We start from the raw sequence: 19,856 nt of genomic DNA, 5'->3' as shown, positions 1-19,856 counted from the left end.
TCGCGGCATGACCGAAGCACCCACCGCCGCCCCGGCGAACCTCGAACCGAGCGCGACGCACCTGACCATCGAGCCGAGCATCCTGTACTTCGGCACTCCGGTGGTGCTGCTGTCCACCGAGAACGCGGACGGCACCGCCAACCTGGCGCCGACGTCCTCGGCGTGGGCACTCGGCCGTACCGTCGTGCTCGGTCTCGGCGCGGCCGGGCAGAGCGCCGGCAACCTCACCGAACGCCCGGATCTGGTGGTCAACCTGCCCGATCCGGCGCTGTGGCGGGCGGTGGAACGGCTCGCGCCGCTCACCGGCCGCGCCCCGGTGCCGGCGCACAAGGCCGACCGCTTCCGGTACGAGCCGGCCAAGTTCGCCGCCGCCGGGCTGACGCCGGTGCCGGCCGAGCTGGTCCGCCCGCCGCGGGTCGCCGAGTGCCCGCTGCAGCTGGAGGCCCGGGCGGTGCGGGTACGGCCGGCCGCGGACGGGTCGTTCGTCGTGGTCGAGGCCGACGTGCTGCGGGTGCACGCCGCGGCGGACGTCGTCGTACCGGGCACCGACCACGTCGACCCGGCCCGGTGGCAGCCGCTGATCTACAACTTCCGGCACTACTTCGGCCTCGGCGCCGAACTCGGGCACACGTTCCGTTCCGAGACGCCGCGCTGACCGCGATCGACCTCCCGACGGTCGGCGTACCGCTTGGGCGGTGAGGGCCCGCGGCGGCGTACCGCTTCGGCGGTGACGGCCCGACGGTCGGCGTACCGCCTCGGCGGTGAGGGCCCGCGACGGCGTACCGCTTCGGCGGTGACGGGCCGCGGCGAGAATGGCGGCATGGACGAACCCGGTGCGCAGATCCATGCCGAGCACCCGTACGCGACGCCGGCCGGGCAGCGCGATCCGCTGCGCCGGTTCCGGGGCCGGCTGGCGGCCCCGGTGACGCTGTGGACCACCGGTACCGGGCGCGGCCGGGCTGGGCTGACCGTCGCGTCCACGCTGGTGGTCGACGGTGACCCGGCGTGCGTGGTCGGCATGATCGACCCGGACAGCGATCTCGCCGACGCGATCGAGCAGACCGGCCGGTTCGCGGTGCAACTGCTCGGCGACCGGCACCGGGTGCTGGCCGACCGGTTCGGCGGCCTCGCCCCGGCGCCGGGCGGGCTGTTCGCGCAGCAGGGCTGGACGGACACCGAGTGGGGGCCGGTGCTCGCCGCGGGCACCAGCTGGCTCGGCTGCCGGTACGAGGGGGCGGCGGAGGTGGGCTGGAGCCGCCGGATCGACGCGACGGTGCAGCAGGTGACGCTGGCCGACGACGAGCCGATCCTGGTGTACCGCCGGGGCCGCTACCTGACCGTCGGCACGCCGTGAAACCGTGCCCGGGCCGGATGCCGGGAGAGTAGGCGGGAATGCACGGGCCCGCCGAACATCGACGGTTTCCGGGACTTTGGTCCCTGCGGTGGATCGCTGGCCCTGATTAGGTTCGATTGCGTGCCCCGCCGGCTTCCCGCGGCCGTCGCCGGCACGGAGTGGACGCACCAACGGGGGGACGCCCGCCGCTGCGGCGACGAGTGTGGGTGTGCCGACAGGTCGCCGTCAGGCGGTCGGGTGGTCCGGGGGGACCGAGCACGGTGGGTCCCGGCCGCTCGGCGGCGACCGCCGTGCGCCAAATTCGCAGCAACCTCTGAGAAAGCGCTTGCCGCCAGGGCGTCCTGCCTCGTCAGCGGCATGATCACGACCCGCGGCAGCTGCCCGATCTGTCGGTACTGTCGTCGTGGCGCCATTCGTACCGGGACTACTGCCCGTACGCTGGGTCCATGGCTTCCACTCCCCCGAACGCGCGCGGCTCCGCCCGGGTCCGCTCCGGCCGGACACCCGGCCGCGAGGGGATGTCGCACGGCACCGTGCCGCGCAGCTACCTGGGCGGGCAGTCCCGCCCGGCCCGTGGCTCGGCCCGTCCCCGCAGCGAAGGCGGCGGCCCCGGCGGCCCGGGCGGTCCGCGCCGGCCCGGCGGTGGCGGCGGCGGTGGCAACCAGTACCGCGGGAAGCGCCGGCCACGCTGGGGGCGGCGCATCCTGGTCGTCGTGCTGGCGCTGGTGGTGCTGGCCGGGATCGGCACCGTCGGCGTCTGGGCGTACGCCAACTCGCTGGACGACAAGCTGCACCGGACCGACGCGTTCGCCGGGCTGACCGGCGGCCGGCCCGCGAAGAAGGTCGACGGCGCGCAGAACATCCTGATGCTCGGCAGCGACATGCGGACGAGCTGGGAGAAGAGCGGCGAGAAGCCGCGCACCGACACGATCATGCTGCTGCACATCGACGCCGACCACAACCACGCCTACGTGGTCTCCATCCCGCGCGACACCTGGGTGTACGTGCCGGAGATGAAGGGCGCCGACGGCGGCGGCACCAACGCGAAGATCAACGCCGCGTTCGCCTGGGGCGGCACGCCGCTGATGGTGAAGACGGTGGAGGGGTTCACCGGGGTCCGGATCGACCACGTCGCGATCATGAACTTCCAGGGCTTCCAGGAGGTCACCGACGCGCTCGGCGGGGTCCGGATGTACGTGGACCAGACGATCACCTCGATCCACCCGCCGCACCGCAAGTTCACCAAGGGCTGGCACAACTTCGACGGCGCCCAGGCGCTCGACTACTGCCGCCAGCGGTACCAGTTCGCGACCGGCGACTTCGCCCGGCAGAAGCACCAGCAGGCGTTCCTCAAGGCGCTGCTGAACAAGGCGGCCAGCAGCGGCACGCTGTCCAACCCGAAGAAGCTGAACGACTTCCTGCAGGCGGTCGTCAAGGTGATCCAGGTGGACAAGAGCTTCCAGCTGATCGACGAGGCGGTGCAGTTCCGCAACCTGCGCAGCAACGACATCACGTTCATGACCAGCCCGAACGACGGCACCGGCACGATGGACGGGCAGAGCGTGGTGCTGTCGAACAAGCAGAAGGCGTCCTCGCTGTACGACGCGGTCACCAACGACACCGTCGCCAAGTGGCTGAAGGAAAACCCACAGAAGAAGTAACAACCCGCGCTTTCGATACGCAGCGCATCGGCCCCGGCACACAATGACTCGTGCCGGGGCCGACTGCCGCCCCGGAGACGGGGAGGCGGACCGTGGCCGAGGCGCGGACCGGCCGGGGCGGTCGGCGCACGTCGCCACTGTGGGCCCGGCTGCTGGTGTGGGTGGGCGTGGTGCTGGTGGTGCTGTCCGGCGGCACGATGGCGGCCGGCGCCGTGCTGGAGCACCGGTACGACAGCAGCGTGCACCGGGCCGACCTGATCGACGGGTCGGCCGGCCACGAGGTGATCGACGGCGCGTTCAACTACCTGCTGCTGGGCTCGGACAAGCGACCCACCGACTCCACCGACGACCTGGGCCGGTCCGACACGATCATGATCGCGCACGTCACCGCCGACCACCGGCACGCGTACCTGATCTCCATCCCGCGTGACCTGTGGGTGCCGATCGACGACTGCGGCCAGGGCAGCGGCTGCGAATCCAAGATCAACGCGGCGTACGACTTCGGCGGGCCGAAACTGACCGCCCGTACCGTCGAGCAGCTCACCGGTGTCTCGCTGGACGGCATGGTCATCGTCAGCTTCCAGGGGTTCGACAAGGTGGTCGACGCGCTCGGCGGGATCCGGCTGTGCGTGGACGAGCGCACCAGGTCGATCCACACCGGGCGGCTGTTCACCGTCGGCTGCCACCACTTCACCGGTGCCGAGGCGCTCGACTACGTGCGGCAGCGCGAGGACCTGCCGGACGGCGACTACGGCCGCCAGCGGCACCAGCAGCAGCTGATCAAGGCGGCTGCCGCGCGGGCCGAGCACGAGGGGCTGCTGTCCAACCCGGCGAAGCTGGACAAGGTGGTCCGGGCGATCGGCGACGACCTGACCGTCGACACCAACGGCGTCGCGCTGCCCGACCTGGTGTTCTCGCTGCGCCGCGTCTCCGGCTCGGACATCACCATGCTGCGGCTGCCGGAGATCGACGGGTACTCGCCGGACGGGCAGGCGATCCAGCAGCTCGACGACACCGGACGCAGCCTGTTCACCGCGATCCGCGAGGACGACCTCGGTACCTGGGCGGCGGCCCACCCCACCCTGGTCAACAAGAACGCCGCCTGACGGCGCGGTATACGTTTCGGGAGACGACCATCAGGAAGGCTCCCATCGTGTTCGCACCAGAAGTCCCCACCGTGTCGGCCACCGACGTCCCCGACGACGCGTACCTGCTCGATGTTCGGGAGGACGACGAGTGGGCCGCCGGGCACGCGCCGGGCGCCCACCACCTGCCGATGCAGGACGTGCCCGCCCGGATGGGCGAGGTGCCGATGGACGACGACGTGTACGTGATCTGCCGGTCCGGCGGCCGCTCCGCCCAGGTCACCGCGTACCTGCTGGGCAACGGGTTCGACCAGGTCCGCAACGTGGACGGCGGGATGCGCGCCTGGGCCGCCGCCGACCGCCCGCTGGAGGCCGCCGCCGGCGAGTCCCCGCGCATCATCTGACCCGGGAGCGGGCTCGCCTCGCTCGACCCGAGGGCTCCGAGACACCCTCCGGCTCCGACGGCGGGTCTGCCCCGATCCGGTACGCCAAACCGGCGTATTTGAGGTATGAGCTGCGAAGTCGCCGCCGCGCGGTTGCGTCCTGCCTGCCGGCCGGCAAGACTGCACCGCGATGGCCGTGGACTTCCCCGTACTGATCGCCGGCGTGCTGCGGGCCACCGATGCCGGCCGGCACCCGAAGCCGGCGGTACGGGAGCTGCTCATCGCGCTGTCCGACGCGCTCGGCGCCGCCGGCGCCGCGTTCGCCACCCCCGGCGAGGGCGCCGCCCGGATCGTCGCCGCGAGCCCCGGCGCCGCCTGGTCGCTGGGTCGCACCGTCGCCGCGGACTCCGCCACGGACCCGCCCGCGGTCGGCGCTGCCGGGACCGTCACCGTTGCCGTACCGGACGCCGAGGGCCGCCCGGTTGGCCTGGTGCGGCTGTACCTGCATCCCGACCGGCGGCTCGACCGGGACGAGCGGGACGCGGTACGGCTGGTCGCCCGGTTGCTCGGGGTGGTCCGCCCGCCGGCGACCGACCCGCTGGTCGCCGCGCTCGCCGACGGCCTCGCCGTGGTCGCCGCGGACGGTACGGTGCGCAGCTGGAACCCGGCCGCGCAGGTGATCACCGGCCGCACCGCGGCGCAGGCGGTCGGCCACCCGATCCCGTTCGCGGTGCCGCCGCCGGGCCGGACCGTGGAACTCGACCTCGCCGACGCCCGGGTGCTGTCGGTGTCGTGTACCGCGCTCGCCGGCTCGGCCGACCACGTGGTGACGTTCCGGGACGTCACCGAGGCGCGCCGGCGGGAGCGGGCGAAGGACCTGTTCGTCGCCACCACCAGCCACGAGCTGCGCACCCCGGTGACGGTGATCCGCGGGTACGTCGACACGCTGCACCGGCGGTGGGACCAGCTCGACGACGACACCCGCCGCGACCTGGTCCGCGCCATCCACGAGCGCGCCGACCGGCTGGCCGTACTGGTGGACCGGCTGCTGCTGGGCGGCGACGAGGAGCGGGTCGACGCGTTGCTCGAACCGCGCGAATTCGATCTGCTCGCGGCGCTCGGGGAGGCGGTGGCGCGGCTGGGCCCGGAGGAGGCGGCGCGGCTGCGGCCGACGCTGCCGGACCGGTTGCCCCCGGCGTATGGAGATCCGGACAGTGTACCGACGGTACTGACCGAACTGGTCCAGAACGCCCACAAATATTCCCCTGGCGGCGGAGTGATAACGCTGACGGCGGGTGCGGACGACAACACAGTGTGGTTCGAAATCGCCGACAGCGGCATCGGGGTACGACCGGAGGACACCGGTCGCGTCTTCGATCGCTTCTGGCAGGCGGAACGGACCGACCGGCGCCGCTTCGGCGGCGTCGGCCTGGGACTTTACCTGGTGCGTCGGATCGTGGAGGGCCAGCATGGCTGGGTGTCGTTACGGCGGCGTAATCCGGACGGAACGGTCGCTGAGGTACGGTTGCCTCGCGCAGGCGTGTGACGTATGGGGAGAGGCGTGAACGTGACAGCTGGCGTTGGGGAGCGTGCCCGGCACACCTTCGTGCCGCATCACGCCCGCGGCGCGAGCCTCGCCCGCACCCGCCTGCTGTCCGGTCTTCGCGCCGCCGGCGTCGACGCCGAGCTGGCCAGTGACGCCGTGACGGTGGTGTCCGAGCTGGTCGGTAACGCCGCCCGGCACGCCCGCGCGCTGCGCGACACGCTCATCGAGGTGTCCTGGTCGGTCCTGCCGGACCGGGTCCAGGTGGCGGTCATCGACGGCGGTTCGGCCGAGACGCCGGCGCTGCGGTCGGCCGACTGGGACGCGGTCGACGGCCGTGGCCTGCAGATCGTCGCCGCCCTCGCCTCCCGCTGGGGAGTGCAGACCGAGGACGGGCGACGCCGCGTCTGGGCCGAACTCGTCGCCGTCAGCAGCGACGGCCGCCTCGCCGTCTGACGTACCGGCGCCGGGCCGTTCGGCGTCGAGCCTTCCGACGGACCGGGCCTTTCGGGGCCGGGCCTTCCGACGGACCGGGCCTTCTGACGGGCTGGGCTTCCGGGGCTGGGCCTTCCGCCGGGCCGGCCTTTCGGGGCTGGGCCTTCTGACGGGCGGGCCTTCTGACGGGCTGGGCCTTTCGGGGGCTGGGCTTTCCGACGGGCTGGGCTTCGACGGTGCAGGGGCGCTGCCGTCCGCCGGCGCGGGCGCCCGCGGGCGTGGTCGGGGCGTTGCGGACCGCGGTGGCGGCGTCTCGGTACGCGATCGGCCGGTCGCGTACCGTATGCCGGTTGCGGGTGACCCGGCGTAACCGCCTAGGCTGGCGTGCCGTGAGCAAGCGTCGCCGAAACAGTGCCTCCCGCGCCGAGCGCCGGGAGAAGGTGCGCGACATCTTCGTCGCGCGTCCGTTCGAGGGTCTGGCCAGCGAGGCCGACTGGGTGGCGCTGCGGGAGCTGGTCCCCGCGGCGACCGCACCGCTGCAGCTGTCCGCGGAGTACGCGGCGAAGTACCCGGACCGGCAGGTCGTCCTGGCCACCGTGCTGCCGATGGCGTGGCCGGCGATGGTCCGCGCCGACGGCACGGTCCTCGTCGGGCTGCAACGCCAGTTCCAGTCCGGCGACATCAGCCGCGACATCGCCGCCTCGCTGCTCAGCGCGCTGGACACCGAGGTCGGCCAGACCGTCGGCGTACCGGCGCTGCCCGGCCCCGGTCCGCGGCTGCAGGACGTGCTGGTCGACGGCCCGCTCGACGTGACGATCGAGACCGGGTTCGAGTTCTGGATCGCGCCCGGCGCCGACGAGGACCCCAATGTCAAGGCCAGCCTCGACCAGGCGAACGAGTCCATCTACCCGACCGAGCACCTCACCGCGGCGCCCGGCGCCTACTGGTGCCGGGTACCCGACAAGGCGCACGTGCGGTGGGTGCTCGCCGAGGACGAGGACCCGGCCCTGAACGCGCTGGCCAAGCTCGCCGCCGCCGGCGCGCTGACCCTCGGCGACGGCACCCGGTTCGCCGGGATGTTCCGCGCCCACGGGCTGCTCGTACCGGTGTGGGACGTGCCGATCGACCGGCCCGGCAGCGACTGGGAGGAGCCGCTCGCCGCGGTCCGCGACAGGTACCAGCGGCACCTGGCCGCCGCCGAGCCGCTGACCGCGGAGGAGCGTAGGTCGCGCCAGGGGTTGCTGGGGCGGCAGTTCACCCTGAGGTGAGGGTTCCACCTCTTTGCGCTGAGGTGCTCCCGAAGCGCGGCTGGGGTGCTGGGGTGCTGGGTGTTGGCGGTGTAAAGGCCACCTCTGTTCGCCTCTTTCACCCCCCGTGGGGGAACGTGGGGAGCGGGCTTCGCCCCTCCCCACACCCCTCCCCATCAAGGGGGCAGTCGCCCCCTTGACATCCCCTGCCCGGGAATCAGTGTTCAGGCAGGACACCGCCTGGCTCGCTTCGGAACGACGGGGCCCGGTGCGGCCTGCCCATCGACGCCCAGCCCGCCACGACACCAACCCAACCCCGCCCGCAACACGACACGACACGAAGCGAAGCGGGCGTGGCCGTGATGGGTAGGCCGAGCCGGTGCCCGTTCTTCTTCGACGCCTGCTCAGCGTCGATGGGCAGCATCACCGGGGGCTGGGCGGGGATGGCCAAGGGGGCGGCCCCCTTGGCGGGGAAGGAGCGCGAGGAGGGGGCGAAGCCCTCTCCTCGCATTCCCCCACGCGGGTCAAAGCGATGAGCAGAGGTGGTCTTTACACCGCCGCTTGGGGCGCACCTCAGCGGACAGAGGTGGCCTTTGCACCGTCGGCAACGAGCGCATCCCGCGGTGACACGAGCGCTTCGGGAGCACCTCAGCGCGCAGAGGTGCCGCGGTGCGTCAGCGGGTGAGGAGGAGTTTGCCGAGGTGGGAGTTGGACTCCATGACTCGGTGGGCTTCGGCGGCGTCCGGGAGCGGGAACGTGTCGGCGATGACGGGGCGGATCGCGCCGGCCGTGACGAGCGGCCAGACGTGGGTGCGCACCTCGCCGACGATGGCGGCCTTCTCCGGCAGCGGCCGGGCACGCAATCCGGTGACGGTGAGCGAGGCGTTGCGGGCCATCAGCAGGCCGAGGTCGAGCTCGGCGGTACGGCCGCCCTGGAAACCGATGACGACCAGCCGGCCGTTGCGGGCCAGCGCGGTGACGTTGCGGGTCAGGTACTTGGCACCGATGTGGTCCAGGATGACGTCGGCGCCGCGGCCGCCGGTGGCGTCGGCGAGCGCCGCGACGAAGTCGGTGGTGGTGTAGTCGAAGACCTCTTCGACGCCGAGGGCGCGCAACGCCTCGTGCTTGACCGTCCGGGCGGTCGCGTACGGGACGGCGCCGAGGGCGCGGGCGAGCTGGATGGCGAAGGTACCGATGCCGCTGCCGCCGCCGTGCACGAGCAGCGTCTCGTCGGCGCTCAGGCGGCCGACCTGGACCAGGTTGGACCAGACGGTACAGGCGATCTCGGGTAGCCCGGCCGCGTCCCGCAGCGAGACCCCGGCGGGGACAGGCAGCACCGTGTCGGCGGAGACCGCGACACGCTCGGCGTACCCGCCGCCGGGCAGCAGCGCGCACACCTCGTCGCCGAGCTGCCAGTCGGTCACGTCCGCGCCGACGGCGAAGATCCGGCCGGAGCACTCCAGGCCGAGATAGTCGGGCGCGCCGGGCGGCGGCGGGTAGAGCCCGCGCCGCTGCTGGACGTCGGCGCGGTTGACACCGGCCGCGACCACCTCGATGACGACCTCACCGGGCCCGGGAGCCGAGTCCGGCACCTCGGCCCACTCGAACACCTCGGGGCCACCGTCCGCGTTCCTGATCACCGCATGCACGTCGCCACCGTACCGCCGGGGGCCGGTCGTTTCGCGTCGACCGGGTCCGCGCCGCGTTGTCCACAGGGGTACCCGTCGTCCACAGATTTCCCGCGACCCGCGCCGGCCCCCACTCACCCCGATAGGCTGGTCAGCGGGGAGCCCCCGGTGAGGGTGGGGGCTGCCATAGCGCTACAGGTGATCCGGCCTTCCCGCATCCGGCCGGAGGCGGCCGGCACCGAGCGGCACGCGGCCGCCGTCGGCACCTAGGCTCGACGTCCGTGGAGACCATCGAACGTCGGGACACGCCGCGCGGCGAGCTGGTGTTGCGCCGTGACGAGCAGACCGACCGGTACGAGATCATCAGCAACGGCACGTTTCTGATGGACACGTCGGACGGTCGGTCCGAGCGGCTGCTGGTGACGGAAGCGTTGGCGGCGGTGGACGGGCCGCGCCGGCTGCTGATCGGCGGGCTGGGGGTCGGGTTCTCGTTGGCGCAGGCGGTGGCCGACGGGCGGTTGACGGAGATCACCGTGCTGGAGCGGGAGCCGGTGGTGTTGGAGTGGCAGCACGCGCACCTGTCCCGGTTCTCCGACGGCGCGTTGGCCGACCCGCGTGTCACGGTGCTGGTCGACGATCTGGTGCGGTGGCTGCACGCCGATGCGCCGGCCGGCCGGTACGACGCGATCTGCCTCGACATCGATAACGGTCCACAGTGGACGGTGGTGCCGGGCAACGCCGAGCTGTACGACGTCGCCGGCCTCACCGCGGTACGGTCGGCGCTCGCGCCCGGTGGCGCCCTTGCCGTGTGGAGCGCCGCCGCCGTGCCGGCGTTCGAGGCGACGCTCGGCGAGCTGTTCTTCGACGTACGGGTGTTGCCGGTCGAGGTGGCCCGCGGCGAACCGGACGTCGTCTACCTCGCCCGCCGCGCCACCTGACCGCGCCGTTTCGGCCCGGCCGGGTGTGACGAACCCGGCTGTCCGGTTCGCCGCGAACGGTGAACGTCGGACGGTTGATCGGCCCGGGACCGGGTAGTTCGGCCAGCGGACCGGTAGCGGTCCGCCGCCGAGCGAGCCGGGAGGGGCGCCATGGCACGGTCCGAACGCGCCGCGCGGCGGCTCGGCCCGCGCCGCCGTACCGACCGTGGCCGCCGGAAGCTCACCGTCGACGACGTGACCGTGGTCAACCCGGACACGCTGCGTCGGGCGGTCGCCGCGGCGGCCATCGGCAACACGATGGAATGGTTCGACTTCGGCGTCTACAGCTACCTCGCGGTGACGTTGGGGAAGGTGTTCTTCCCGAGCGGGAATCCGGCGGCGCAGCTGATCTCGACGTTCGCCACCTTCACCGCGGCGTTCCTGGTCCGGCCGATCGGCGGGTTGTTCTTCGGCCCGCTCGGTGACCGGATCGGCCGCAAACGGGTCCTCGCGACCACGATGATCACGATGGCCGCCGGCACGTTCAGCATCGCGTTCATCCCCTCCTACGCGACGATCGGGCTGTTCGCGCCGGCGTTGCTGCTGGTGGCGCGGCTGGTACAGGGGTTCTCGACGGGCGGCGAGTACGGCGGGGCGACCACGTTCATCGCCGAGTACTCGCCGGACCGTCGTCGCGGGTTCATGGGCAGCTGGCTGGAGTTCGGCACCCTCACCGGCTACTCGATGGGTGCCGGCCTGGTCACCGTGCTCACCGCCGTACTGTCCGAGCACACGCTGCTGACCTGGGGTTGGCGGCTGCCGTTCCTGGTGGCTGGGCCGCTCGGCCTGATCGGCCTGTACCTGCGGCTGCGGCTGGAGGAGACCCCGGCGTACGAGAAGATCACCGCGGACAAGAAGCAGAGCGACGAGCAGAAACCGAAGCGGCACGAGTACCGGGAGATCCTCGTCGGCGAGTGGCGCGCGATGCTGCTGTGCCTCGGGCTGGTGCTCGTCTTCAACGTCACCGACTACATGCTGCTGTCGTACCTGCCGAGCTACCTGCACGCGGCGCTCGGCTTCGGCGAGACGCCGGGCCTGCTGATCGTGTTGGTGTGCATGGTGATCATGATGGCGGTGATCACCTTCGCCGGCCGGATCTCCGACCACCTCGGCCGGCGGCCGGTGTTGATGGCCGGCTGCATCGGCTTCTTCGTACTGTCGGTGCCGGCATTCCTGCTCATGCAGCTCGCGACGGTCGCGACGATCTTCGCCGGCGTGCTGGTGCTGTGCCTGTTGCTGGTCTGCTTCACCTCGACGATGCCGGCGGCGCTGCCGGCACTGTTCCCGACGAAGGTGCGCTACGGCGCGATGTCGATCGGGTTCAACGTGTCGGTATCGCTGTTCGGCGGGACCACCCCGCTGGTCAACGAGGCGCTGATCAGCGCCACCGGCAGCACCATGGTGCCGGCCTTCTACCTGATGGCGGCCGCGGTGATCGGCGGTGTCGCGGTGTTCTTCATGCGCGAGACGGCCCGCCGCCCGCTCCGCGGTTCGCCGCCGGCGGTCGGTTCCCGCCGCGAGGCCCAGGAACTGGTCGCCGCTCAACGCCCCTGACGGCACCAGCGGCCCGACGACGCCCGGGGTCAGTCGGCCAGCAGGGCCTGGCCCCAGTACTCGTGGTCGGCGACACCGGGTGGGCAGGCGTACAGGCCGGAGCCGACGTGCGTGATGTACTCGTTCAGCGCGTCGTGCGCGCTCAACTTCCGTTGCAGCGCAACGAACTGCGACCGCGGGTCGCGCTGGTAGCAGAGGAAGAACAGGCCCGCGTCGAGCTCGCCGGAGGCGGCGATCATCCCGTCGGTGTAGTTGTACGCGCGGCGCAGGATCTGCACGCCACCGTTGTTCTCCCGGGCGGCCAGCCGCATGTGCGCGCCGACCGGGATCGTCGGCGAGCCGTCCGGGTTCTTCGCCGCGAAGTTCGGTTTGTCGAACTCGCTGCCCCCGGTCAGCGGCGCCCCGGTGTACTTGTGCCGGCCGAACACGTTCTGCTGGTCGGTCAGGAAGTCGCGGTCCCACGCCTCGATCCGCATCCGGATCTTGCGCGCCACCAGGTAGCTGCCGTCCCGCATCCACTTCTGGTCGGTGTCGGACCCGACGAACACCCAGCGGTCCATGGTCTTCGCGTCGTGGATGTTGCGGGTGCCGTCCTTGAACCCGAACAGGTTCCGCGGCGTCTCCTGCTTCGTGCTGGTCGAGGCGGCCCGCCCGAAACCCAGCTGCGACCAGCGCATCACCACGGTGCCGCGGCCCAGCCGGGCCAGGTTGCGGACCGCGTGGAACGCCACCATCGGGTCGTCCGAGCAGGCCTGGATCGCGAGGTCGCCGTTGCTGTTCTGCGCGTCCAGGTTCTCCCCGGCGAACTTCGGCAGGTCGGCGAGTGCCGCCGGCCGCCGGTCCGCCAGCCCGAACCGCTTGTCGAACAGCGACGGGCCGAACCCGATCGTGACGGTCAGGTTCGCCGGCTTGCTGCCGAACGCCTCGCCGGTGTCGGCCGGCGGCGCGGTGCCGAGCTTGTTCTCGCCCGGGACGGGCTTGCCGGCGCACATCGCGCGGGCCGCCGCGGTCCAGGTCTTCAGCAACTCGCGCAACGCTTCCCGGTTCTGCGCCGGGGTCCCGTCGATGGTCAGGTCGTACGCGGCGAACGCCAGCCGGTCCTGCTGGGCGGTGGCGATGCCGGCCTGCCGGTCGCCGCCGAACGCCACCATCGCCGGCGCCGCGGCCGGCTGGTCGGCGTCCGAGCCGCACCCGGTCAGCGTGCCCGCCGCGGTACCGGCCACCGCCGCGGTGCCGAGCGTCAGCAGCCCGCGGCGCGAGGTACGAAGCCGTTCCGCCATCGGCGATCCCTCCTCAGAGCGTCCACTGTGGACGGTCAGCCGGTCACCTTCGCGGCGACCTGGGACAGCGGCTCGGCGAGCGCGTCCACCTGCTGCGTCAGGGTACGGCGCTGCGCCTGCGTCACCGTCGAGTAGTCCACGTACTTCGTCCCGGCGTAGTCGCCCGCGAACGGCTTCAGCGAGTCGAAGACCTGCGCGTACGCCGAGTCGACCTTCTTCGCCAGGGCCGGGTCGATCTTGTCCAGCGCCGGCTTGAGCAGCTGGAACGCCTTCTGCCCGCCGGTCAGGTTCGCCTCGAAGTCGGTCAGGTCGGTGTGCGAGTACCGGTCCTCCTCGCCGGTGATCTTGCTGGACGCCACCTCGTTGAGCAGTTCGGTGGCGCCGTTGGCGAGCTGCGCCGGCTGGTACTTCGCGGTCGCCACCAGTTTCTTCAGCTTGGCGACGTCGGCGTCCAGCTTGTCCGCGACCGGCTTCATGCCCTTGGCCGACTTGTCCTGCCAGAGCGCCTTCTCGATCCGGTGGAACCCGGTCCACTTGCTCGGGTCGGTCACGTCGTTGGCGCGCGCGTCCACGTCCGGGTCGAGGTTGCCGAAGCTCTCCGCGACCGGCTCGACCTCCTCGTAGTAGTACCGCGCCGAGGCGTACAGCTGCTTCGCCTTCTCGACGTCGCCGGCCCGGACCGCGTCGGTGAACTTCCTCGTCGCCGGGATCAGCTTGTCCACCTCGGCGACCACGTAGTCGTGGTACCCGGTCGTCGCCGACGCGAGCGCCTTGCGTACCGCCGGGTCCTGGCTGGCGCCCGCCGCCGTCCCGGTGACCTGGAGGTTCCAGTGCTCGGTCTTCGCGTTCGGGCAGTAGAGCTGGTACTTGCCGGCCTTGAGCTTGAGCGAGAACGTGCCGGACAGGCCCGGCGTCAGGTTCTCCTTCTCGCCGACGATCACCCCGTGCTGCAGCAGCTCGGCCTCGCTGACCTTGCTCGCGTTGGCGTTCTTCACCTCGAACGTGACCGCGCCGGCCTTGATCTTCGCCGGGGACGGCTTGCAGCCGTCGTCGGTCAGCGACACCTTGACCGTCGTCGCGCCCTTCGCGGCGGCGTCGTCGCCACCCTGCTGGCAGCCGGTGGCGAGCAGGCCGACGGCGACCAGCCCGGCCGGTACGCCGACGCTCAGCGCGCGCAGCGATCGGGGTCGAGGCATGACGGGGTACTCCTTGCGATGTCGTGTTCGAGGGGTGTGGTGCTCAGGCGGCGTCGACGGGTGCCGGTGCCGGCTCGGTGGACTTCTTCGCGGCGGGCGCCTTCCGGCGTCGCGGCCAGGCGACGTAGCAGAGCATCGGTACCGCGTACACCAGCCAGCCGATCGCCTCGATCACGGCCGGCCGGGACTGCCAGCCCAGTACGCCGGTGAACAGCGACTCCAGCACGGTGCCGGGGCGTACCAGCCAGGTGAGGTCGACGGCGGTAGCCTGCCCGACGTTGAGCCAGCCGGCCTCGTGCGCGGTGCGCAGCGCGGTCATCACCAGCCCGGCGGCGACCAGTACCAGGACCAGACCGGTGATCTTGAAGAACCGCGCCATGTTGAGCTTCACGCCGCCGCGGTAGATGCCGTACCCGATGGCGACCGCGATCAGGATGCCGAGCACGGCTCCGATCGCGCCGGTCGCGACGCTGCCGGAGTTCTGCAGCACGGAGACGAGGAAGACGGAGGTCTCGAAGCCCTCCCGGAGCACGGCGAGGAACGCCATCGCCACCAGCGCACCGGCGGAGCCGCGGGCCAGCGCGTCCGACGCGGCGCCCTCCAGGTCCCGCTTCATGTACCGGGAGTGCTTGGACATCCACACGATCATGAACGTGACCATCACGACCGCGAACAGCCCGATCACGGTCTCCAGGCCCTCCTGGGCCTGTTGCGGCAGTTCCTGTGACAGGGTGACCAACCCGACACCGATCAGCAGGCAGAGCACCACCGCGGCGGCCACGCCGATCCACATCTGCCGTAGCGCGTCGCGCCGACCGTTGCGGCCGAGGAACGCGGCGATGATGCCGACGATCAGCGCCGCCTCGAGCCCTTCGCGCAGACCGATCACCAGCGTCGGAATCACCGCTGTCGCGCCTCCTTGCGCCGACCTGTGTGGTTCGCCCGTCCGGTATCGACCGGCGGCGATGGCGGGCAGCGCCCGCTCAAACGAGGTCAGGCTAGCCTAACTATCCCGACAGTACAACGTGGGGGCGCTGTGACGGCGCACTCCGTCACCTCCGGCCGCTCGCGACGCGCGCCGCGACGCTGCAAGACTCGTACCCAGGCGGGACGATCTGGGGGGTACGCATGGGCGGGCACGAGCCGGTCGCCGAGGTCTGGCGCGGCGACTTTCTGGAATCCGGGCACCACGGCTCGGTGGTGGCACTCGACGCCGACAACCGGCCGGTACTGACCGTCGGCGCGCCGGACGTCCCGGTCTACCCGCGCTCGTCGAACAAGCCGATCCAGGCCACCGCGATGCTGCGCGCCGGCCTCGACCTGGACGGCGAACTGCTCGCCCTGGCCAGCGCCAGCCACTCCGGCGAGCCGTACCACCTGGACGGGGTGCGGCGCATCCTCGCCGGCGCCGGCCTCACCCCCGACGACCTGCAGAACACCCCCGGGCTACCGCTGTCCACCGAGGCGCTCGCCGCGCACTACGCCGCCGGCCGCGGCCCGGAACGCATCACCATGAACTGCTCCGGCAAGCACGCCGCGATGCTCGCCACCTGCGTCACCGCCGGCTGGCCCATCGAGAACTACCTCGACCCCGGCCACCCGCTGCAGCGCGCCGTCCGCCGCACCCTGGAGGACCTGGCCGGCGAGCCCGTCGCCGCGGTCGGCGTCGACGGCTGCGGCGCGCCGCTGTTCGCGGTGTCGCTGACCGGGCTGGCCCGCGCGTTCGGCCGGATCGCCACCGCACACTCCGGCATCCCGGAGGGCCGGGTCGCCGCCGCCATGCGCGCGCACCCCGAGTACGTCGGCGGGACCGGGCGCGACGTCACCGACCTGATGCGCCTCGTCCCCGGGCTGATCGCCAAGGACGGCGCCGAAGGCGTCTACGCCGCCGCGCTGCCGGACGGCCGCGCCGCCGCCCTCAAGATCGCCGACGGCTCCGGCCGCGCCCGCCCGCCGGTACTGGTCGCGGCGCTGCGCGCGCTCGGCGCCGACCTCACCGCCGTGGACGCCCTGCCCGTGGACGGCTCGCTCGCGACCCCGCCGGTACTGGGGCATGGGGCACCGGTCGGCGAGATCCGCCCCACCGCCGCCCTCGCACCGCACAGCATCGCCCGGCCCTGACCGCAGAAACGGCCCGCACGGCGGCACGGGCAGCACGGGCAGCACGGCCCGCACGGCGGCGCCGCCCGCACGGCAGGACGGTCGCGGTCTCGTTTCCGCTGGCGTGCGCCCGTTTTTGACCCGGTCGGTACGACCAATGTGAGGAACTTCGCCGGCTCGTTCCGGTCCAACCCGGTGTGTCGCTCTTCGTGGTGCTTAGTGTCCCCCGCGTAGTCAATACGCCAGGGGAGAAGTGCATGCCGTACATGACCGACGGATGAGCCGCACACTGACCAGGTTCGGCCGTACCCGCGTCGCCGCGCTGGGTTGTGCCCTGCTGACGGCGGCGGTCGCTTGCGTGGCAAGCCATCCGGCCCCCGCGTCGGCCGCCCCGGCCGTCGCGTCGCCGGAGACGGCGCCGGGCTCGCCCGGTACCCCGCAGCCGCCGACCCCCGTGTTCACCGAGGACTTCGAGAACCGCCAGTCGGCGCTGCCGATCCGGCTCGACGACTACACCGGGACCGCCGGCACGACCTACACCGCGGACCCCGCCTGGCTGGTCAACTGCAACGGCTGGATCGCCGCGTTCGACGACCCGCCGGGCAGCGACCCGTCGGTGGCCCCGCAGGTACGCGACTGCACGCCCGCCACGGGTGGACCGGGGACGCCGGGAGTGACGGCGTGGAACCGGGTGCGCCAGCTGTCCCGGGCGATCGGCGACCTGAACGGGTCGGCCGTGCCGAGCGCGAACCACGCGGTCAGCGCCTACACCAACGGGTCGGTGAACAGCGGCAACCCCGGGCCGGACAAGGTCGAGTTCCAGACCGAGAACCCGGTGCCGGTCACCGCCAACGGCCGGTTCCTGACGTTCTCCGTGAACGCCGCGGAGACCAGCTGCGACGCCAACCACAACCACGCCCTGCTGAACTACTACCTCGTCGACGGGACGACGTCGATCCCGGTCACCAACCGGCCGATCGACCCGTGCACCAGCGGAACCGAGGTCGAGCCCGGGTACTTCGCGGGTACCTTCACCGGCGACGCCCCGCTGCTGTTCACCGGCACCGAGGTCGGCATCAAGATGATCAACGGCCAGGGCAGCGGGAACGGCAACGACCACTCCTTCGACGACATCCGGCTGCTGGACGTGACACCGCAGCTGGACAAGTCGTTCGACCCCGACCGCACCGGAGTGGGCGGCAGTTCGCTGCTGACGTTCACCATCACGAACACCGACGACCTGCTCGCCAAGGACGGCTGGTCGTTCACCGACACGCTGCCGCCTGGGCTGACGCTCACCACGCCGGCCGATGCCAGCACCGACTGCCCCGCCGGTACCGTCAGCGCCGACGACGGCGGTTCCACCATCTCCCTGACCGGTGGCGCGCTGAGCGCCGGCCAGGCGTCCTGCACGGTGACCGCGCGGGTGACCTCGTCGACCGCCGGCACCTACACCAACGACGGGTCGAACATCACCGACTCGACCGGCGTCAACCCGCCGGGCAGCGCGGACGTCACGTTCGTGCCGCCGGCGCAGGGTGGGATCGGCCTCACCAAGAGCGCCACACCGAGCTCGTTCTCGGCCGCCGGCCAGGTGATCCGCTACACCTACCACGTCACCAACACCGGCGATGTACCGCTGACCAGCGTCGACGTGGTGGACGAACTGGCCGGCGTGTCCGACGTGAGCTGCCCCCGGTCGACGCTGGAGCCCGGGGAGAGCCAGGACTGCACGGCCACGTACACGATCACCCAGGACGACGTGGACCGCGGTTCGGTCACCAACGTGGCCACCGCGCAGGGCGTTCCGCCGGGCGCGACCGAACCGCTGGTGTCGGCGCCCGCCGAGGTCACCGTCCGGGCGGTGGCGAAGCCGGCGATCACCATCCGCAAGTCGGTCGACCCGACCACGTACGGCGAGGTCGGCCAGCTGCTGCACTACCGGTACCAGGTGACGAACACCGGCAACGTCCGGCTCGACCGGATCACCGTGCCGGACCACCGTCCCGGCATGTCGACGGTCCGCTGCCCGCAGACCACGCTGGCCCCGGGGAAGGCGATGACCTGCACCGCCACCTACCGGATCACCGCCGCCGACCTGCGCGCGCAGTACGTCCGAAACAGCGCGCGGGCGCAGGGGTACCCGCCGGGATCGCGGACACCGGTGCGCTCCGCACCCTCGGCCGCCACGGCCTACGCCCAGGTACCGGTGACCGGGTAGCCACCCGGCATGGATCCGCGGCGCGGCGCCGTGCCGCGGATCCATGCCGGCGCACCGGAGTCCTCGAAGCGCGGCCCGCCGGCTCCGGAGCGGGCGCCCGGACGGACCCACGCAAAGGATGGGAATCGTGCAGTTGCTCTCCTCGTTCCATCGCGGGCGTCGCCGCGGGCTCGCGATCGCCGTCGGCGTCGCGGTCCTGGCGGTTGCCGTCGCCCTGGTATTGGTCTCCCGGGGTGTGCCGGACCCGCGGGCCGGCGCCACCGTACGGCGCCCGACCGGCTCGCCGGCGCCGTCGTCCGCAGGCAGCACGGTGGTCGCCACGTTGCACCACGACGTACCCCGGTACCCGCGTCCCGGCGCCGGGTCGGACGGCGTGGCGCCGGGACGCTGGTACGGGCGGCCGTCGATGCTGCCGGTCATCGCCAGAAAGCCCGGCTGGGTCCGGGTGCGGCTGGCGCAGCGGCCGAACGGTTCGACGACCTGGCTGCGGGCCAGGGACGTGTCGCTCGGCAGCACGCCGTACCGGCTGGTCGTCGACCTCGGCGACACCCACCTCCGGCTGTACGAGCGGGGCCGGTTGGCGCTGTCCGTGCCCGCCGGCGTCGGCGCGCCCGACGACCCCACCCCCGCCGGCCACTTCTTCGTCGCGTTCGACCAGGCGCCGCCGCCCGGCGAGCCCGGGTACGGCCCGTTCATCGTGGTCACGTCCGCGCATTCGGAGGTGATCTCGGACTGGGCCGGCTCCGGTGACGCCGTGGTCGGCATCCACGGGCCGCTCGGCGAGGACGGTCGGATCGGTACCGGCGGGGCCAGGATCTCGCACGGCTGCATCCGGCTGCACGACCGGTCGCTGCGCCGGTTGCGGCAGGTACCGCCGGGCACCCCGATCGACGTGGTGCGCTGACCGGCGCGACCCTCGCATCACCCGGCGTCGCCCGGCCATGACAAACTGGGCCTCGGCGCCGCCGGGCGGCGCTCCGGAGGGCTCGCCTAGTGGCCGATGGCGGCGGTCTTGAAAACCGCTAGGGCGGTATCCCCGTCCTCGTGGGTTCGAATCCCACGCCCTCCGCCGCACCGGTCGCGAGTCCCGTCGAGGGAGCGATCCGGGGCCGCCGAGTTGGTGCATACCCGGCCGTTCGGGACGGTCGGGTAAGGGGACGACAGATCGTGGTGGGGTTCGTATCATCCGCCG

At 72.2% G+C, this 19,856-nt stretch carries 17 protein-coding genes and 1 tRNA gene; 14 read left to right on the top strand and 4 right to left on the bottom strand.

Annotated features, from left to right (window positions below; genetic code table 11):
• Positions 1 to 7 precede the first annotated feature (7 nt).
• From NUM_RS00275 to NUM_RS00240, 8 genes are all read left to right on the top strand, one after another.
• Positions 8 to 655, top strand: a complete 648-nt coding sequence (locus tag NUM_RS00275; protein WP_207122426.1) for a flavin reductase family protein — start codon at positions 8 to 10, stop codon at positions 653 to 655.
• Between the two features lie 165 nt (positions 656 to 820).
• Positions 821 to 1,354: a flavin reductase family protein gene (locus NUM_RS00270; RefSeq protein WP_207122425.1), complete on the top strand. Its 534-nt coding sequence runs from the start codon at positions 821 to 823 to the stop codon at positions 1,352 to 1,354.
• Positions 1,355 to 1,872: 518 nt separating this feature from the next.
• Entirely contained in the window at positions 1,873 to 3,015 is a 1,143-nt protein-coding gene (locus tag NUM_RS00265; RefSeq protein ID WP_440588069.1) for an LCP family protein, read from the top strand.
• 92 nt (positions 3,016 to 3,107) lie between these two features.
• Positions 3,108 to 4,121 carry an LCP family protein gene (locus NUM_RS00260; protein ID WP_207122423.1) on the top strand — a complete coding sequence of 338 codons (1,014 nt, stop codon included), beginning with the start codon at positions 3,108 to 3,110 and terminating at the stop codon, positions 4,119 to 4,121.
• Positions 4,122 to 4,168: 47 nt separating this feature from the next.
• Positions 4,169 to 4,504 (top strand): rhodanese-like domain-containing protein, encoded by a 336-nt coding sequence (locus NUM_RS00255; RefSeq protein ID WP_207122422.1) that lies wholly within the window; start codon positions 4,169 to 4,171, stop codon positions 4,502 to 4,504.
• Between the two features lie 169 nt (positions 4,505 to 4,673).
• On the top strand, positions 4,674 to 6,029 hold the full coding sequence (locus NUM_RS00250; RefSeq protein WP_207122421.1) for a sensor histidine kinase: 1,356 nt from the start codon (positions 4,674 to 4,676) through the stop codon (positions 6,027 to 6,029).
• Between the two features lie 21 nt (positions 6,030 to 6,050).
• Positions 6,051 to 6,482 (top strand): ATP-binding protein, encoded by a 432-nt coding sequence (locus NUM_RS00245; protein ID WP_207122420.1) that lies wholly within the window; start codon positions 6,051 to 6,053, stop codon positions 6,480 to 6,482.
• 368 nt (positions 6,483 to 6,850) lie between these two features.
• Positions 6,851 to 7,729, top strand: coding sequence for a DUF5926 family protein (locus NUM_RS00240; protein ID WP_207122419.1), 879 nt, complete (start codon positions 6,851 to 6,853; stop codon positions 7,727 to 7,729).
• 653 nt (positions 7,730 to 8,382) lie between these two features.
• On the opposite strand, the gene NUM_RS00235 is transcribed toward NUM_RS00240, so the two are convergent.
• On the bottom strand, positions 8,383 to 9,357 hold the full coding sequence (locus tag NUM_RS00235) for an NAD(P)H-quinone oxidoreductase (protein ID WP_207122418.1): 975 nt from the start codon (positions 9,355 to 9,357) through the stop codon (positions 8,383 to 8,385).
• A gap of 260 nt (positions 9,358 to 9,617) precedes the next feature.
• On the opposite strand from NUM_RS00235, the gene NUM_RS00230 reads away from it, so the two are divergent.
• Together NUM_RS00230 and proP are read left to right on the top strand one after the other, a co-directional pair.
• A complete protein-coding gene (locus NUM_RS00230; RefSeq protein WP_207122417.1) occupies positions 9,618 to 10,274 on the top strand; it encodes a spermidine synthase family protein in 657 nt (218 codons plus the stop codon).
• Between the two features lie 150 nt (positions 10,275 to 10,424).
• Positions 10,425 to 11,867, top strand: a complete 1,443-nt coding sequence (gene proP, locus NUM_RS00225) for a glycine betaine/L-proline transporter ProP (RefSeq protein ID WP_207122416.1) — start codon at positions 10,425 to 10,427, stop codon at positions 11,865 to 11,867.
• Between the two features lie 29 nt (positions 11,868 to 11,896).
• Here the strand turns inward: proP and efeB are convergent, their stop codons facing one another.
• The 3 genes from efeB to efeU are packed head-to-tail and all read right to left on the bottom strand — an operon-like array spanning position 11,897 to position 15,247.
• Complete coding sequence (gene efeB, locus NUM_RS00220; protein WP_207122415.1) at positions 11,897 to 13,147, bottom strand: iron uptake transporter deferrochelatase/peroxidase subunit; 1,251 nt, start codon at positions 13,145 to 13,147, stop codon at positions 11,897 to 11,899.
• 35 nt (positions 13,148 to 13,182) lie between these two features.
• Positions 13,183 to 14,343 (bottom strand): iron uptake system protein EfeO, encoded by a 1,161-nt coding sequence (gene efeO, locus NUM_RS00215; RefSeq protein WP_207122414.1) that lies wholly within the window; start codon positions 14,341 to 14,343, stop codon positions 13,183 to 13,185.
• Positions 14,344 to 14,386: 43 nt separating this feature from the next.
• Positions 14,387 to 15,247 carry an iron uptake transporter permease EfeU gene (gene efeU, locus NUM_RS00210; protein ID WP_207122413.1) on the bottom strand — a complete coding sequence of 287 codons (861 nt, stop codon included), beginning with the start codon at positions 15,245 to 15,247 and terminating at the stop codon, positions 14,387 to 14,389.
• 224 nt (positions 15,248 to 15,471) lie between these two features.
• Between efeU and NUM_RS00205 the strand changes: the two genes are divergently transcribed.
• The 4 genes from NUM_RS00205 (at position 15,472) to NUM_RS00190 (ending at position 19,733) form a co-directional block, all read left to right on the top strand.
• Positions 15,472 to 16,464 (top strand): asparaginase, encoded by a 993-nt coding sequence (locus tag NUM_RS00205; RefSeq protein WP_207122412.1) that lies wholly within the window; start codon positions 15,472 to 15,474, stop codon positions 16,462 to 16,464.
• Between the two features lie 256 nt (positions 16,465 to 16,720).
• On the top strand, positions 16,721 to 18,664 hold the full coding sequence (locus NUM_RS00200; RefSeq protein WP_207122411.1) for a DUF7507 domain-containing protein: 1,944 nt from the start codon (positions 16,721 to 16,723) through the stop codon (positions 18,662 to 18,664).
• 127 nt (positions 18,665 to 18,791) lie between these two features.
• Positions 18,792 to 19,568 (top strand): L,D-transpeptidase, encoded by a 777-nt coding sequence (locus NUM_RS00195; RefSeq protein ID WP_207122410.1) that lies wholly within the window; start codon positions 18,792 to 18,794, stop codon positions 19,566 to 19,568.
• A gap of 75 nt (positions 19,569 to 19,643) precedes the next feature.
• Positions 19,644 to 19,733 (top strand) — tRNA-Ser (locus tag NUM_RS00190).
• The last annotated feature ends 123 nt before the right edge of the window (positions 19,734 to 19,856 follow it).

Source organism: Actinocatenispora comari, from assembly GCF_017312725.1.
GTDB lineage: Bacteria > Actinomycetota > Actinomycetes > Mycobacteriales > Micromonosporaceae > Actinocatenispora > Actinocatenispora comari.
The sequence above is the reverse complement of the archived record's forward strand: the minus strand, read 5'-3'. Positions and strand labels throughout refer to the sequence as shown.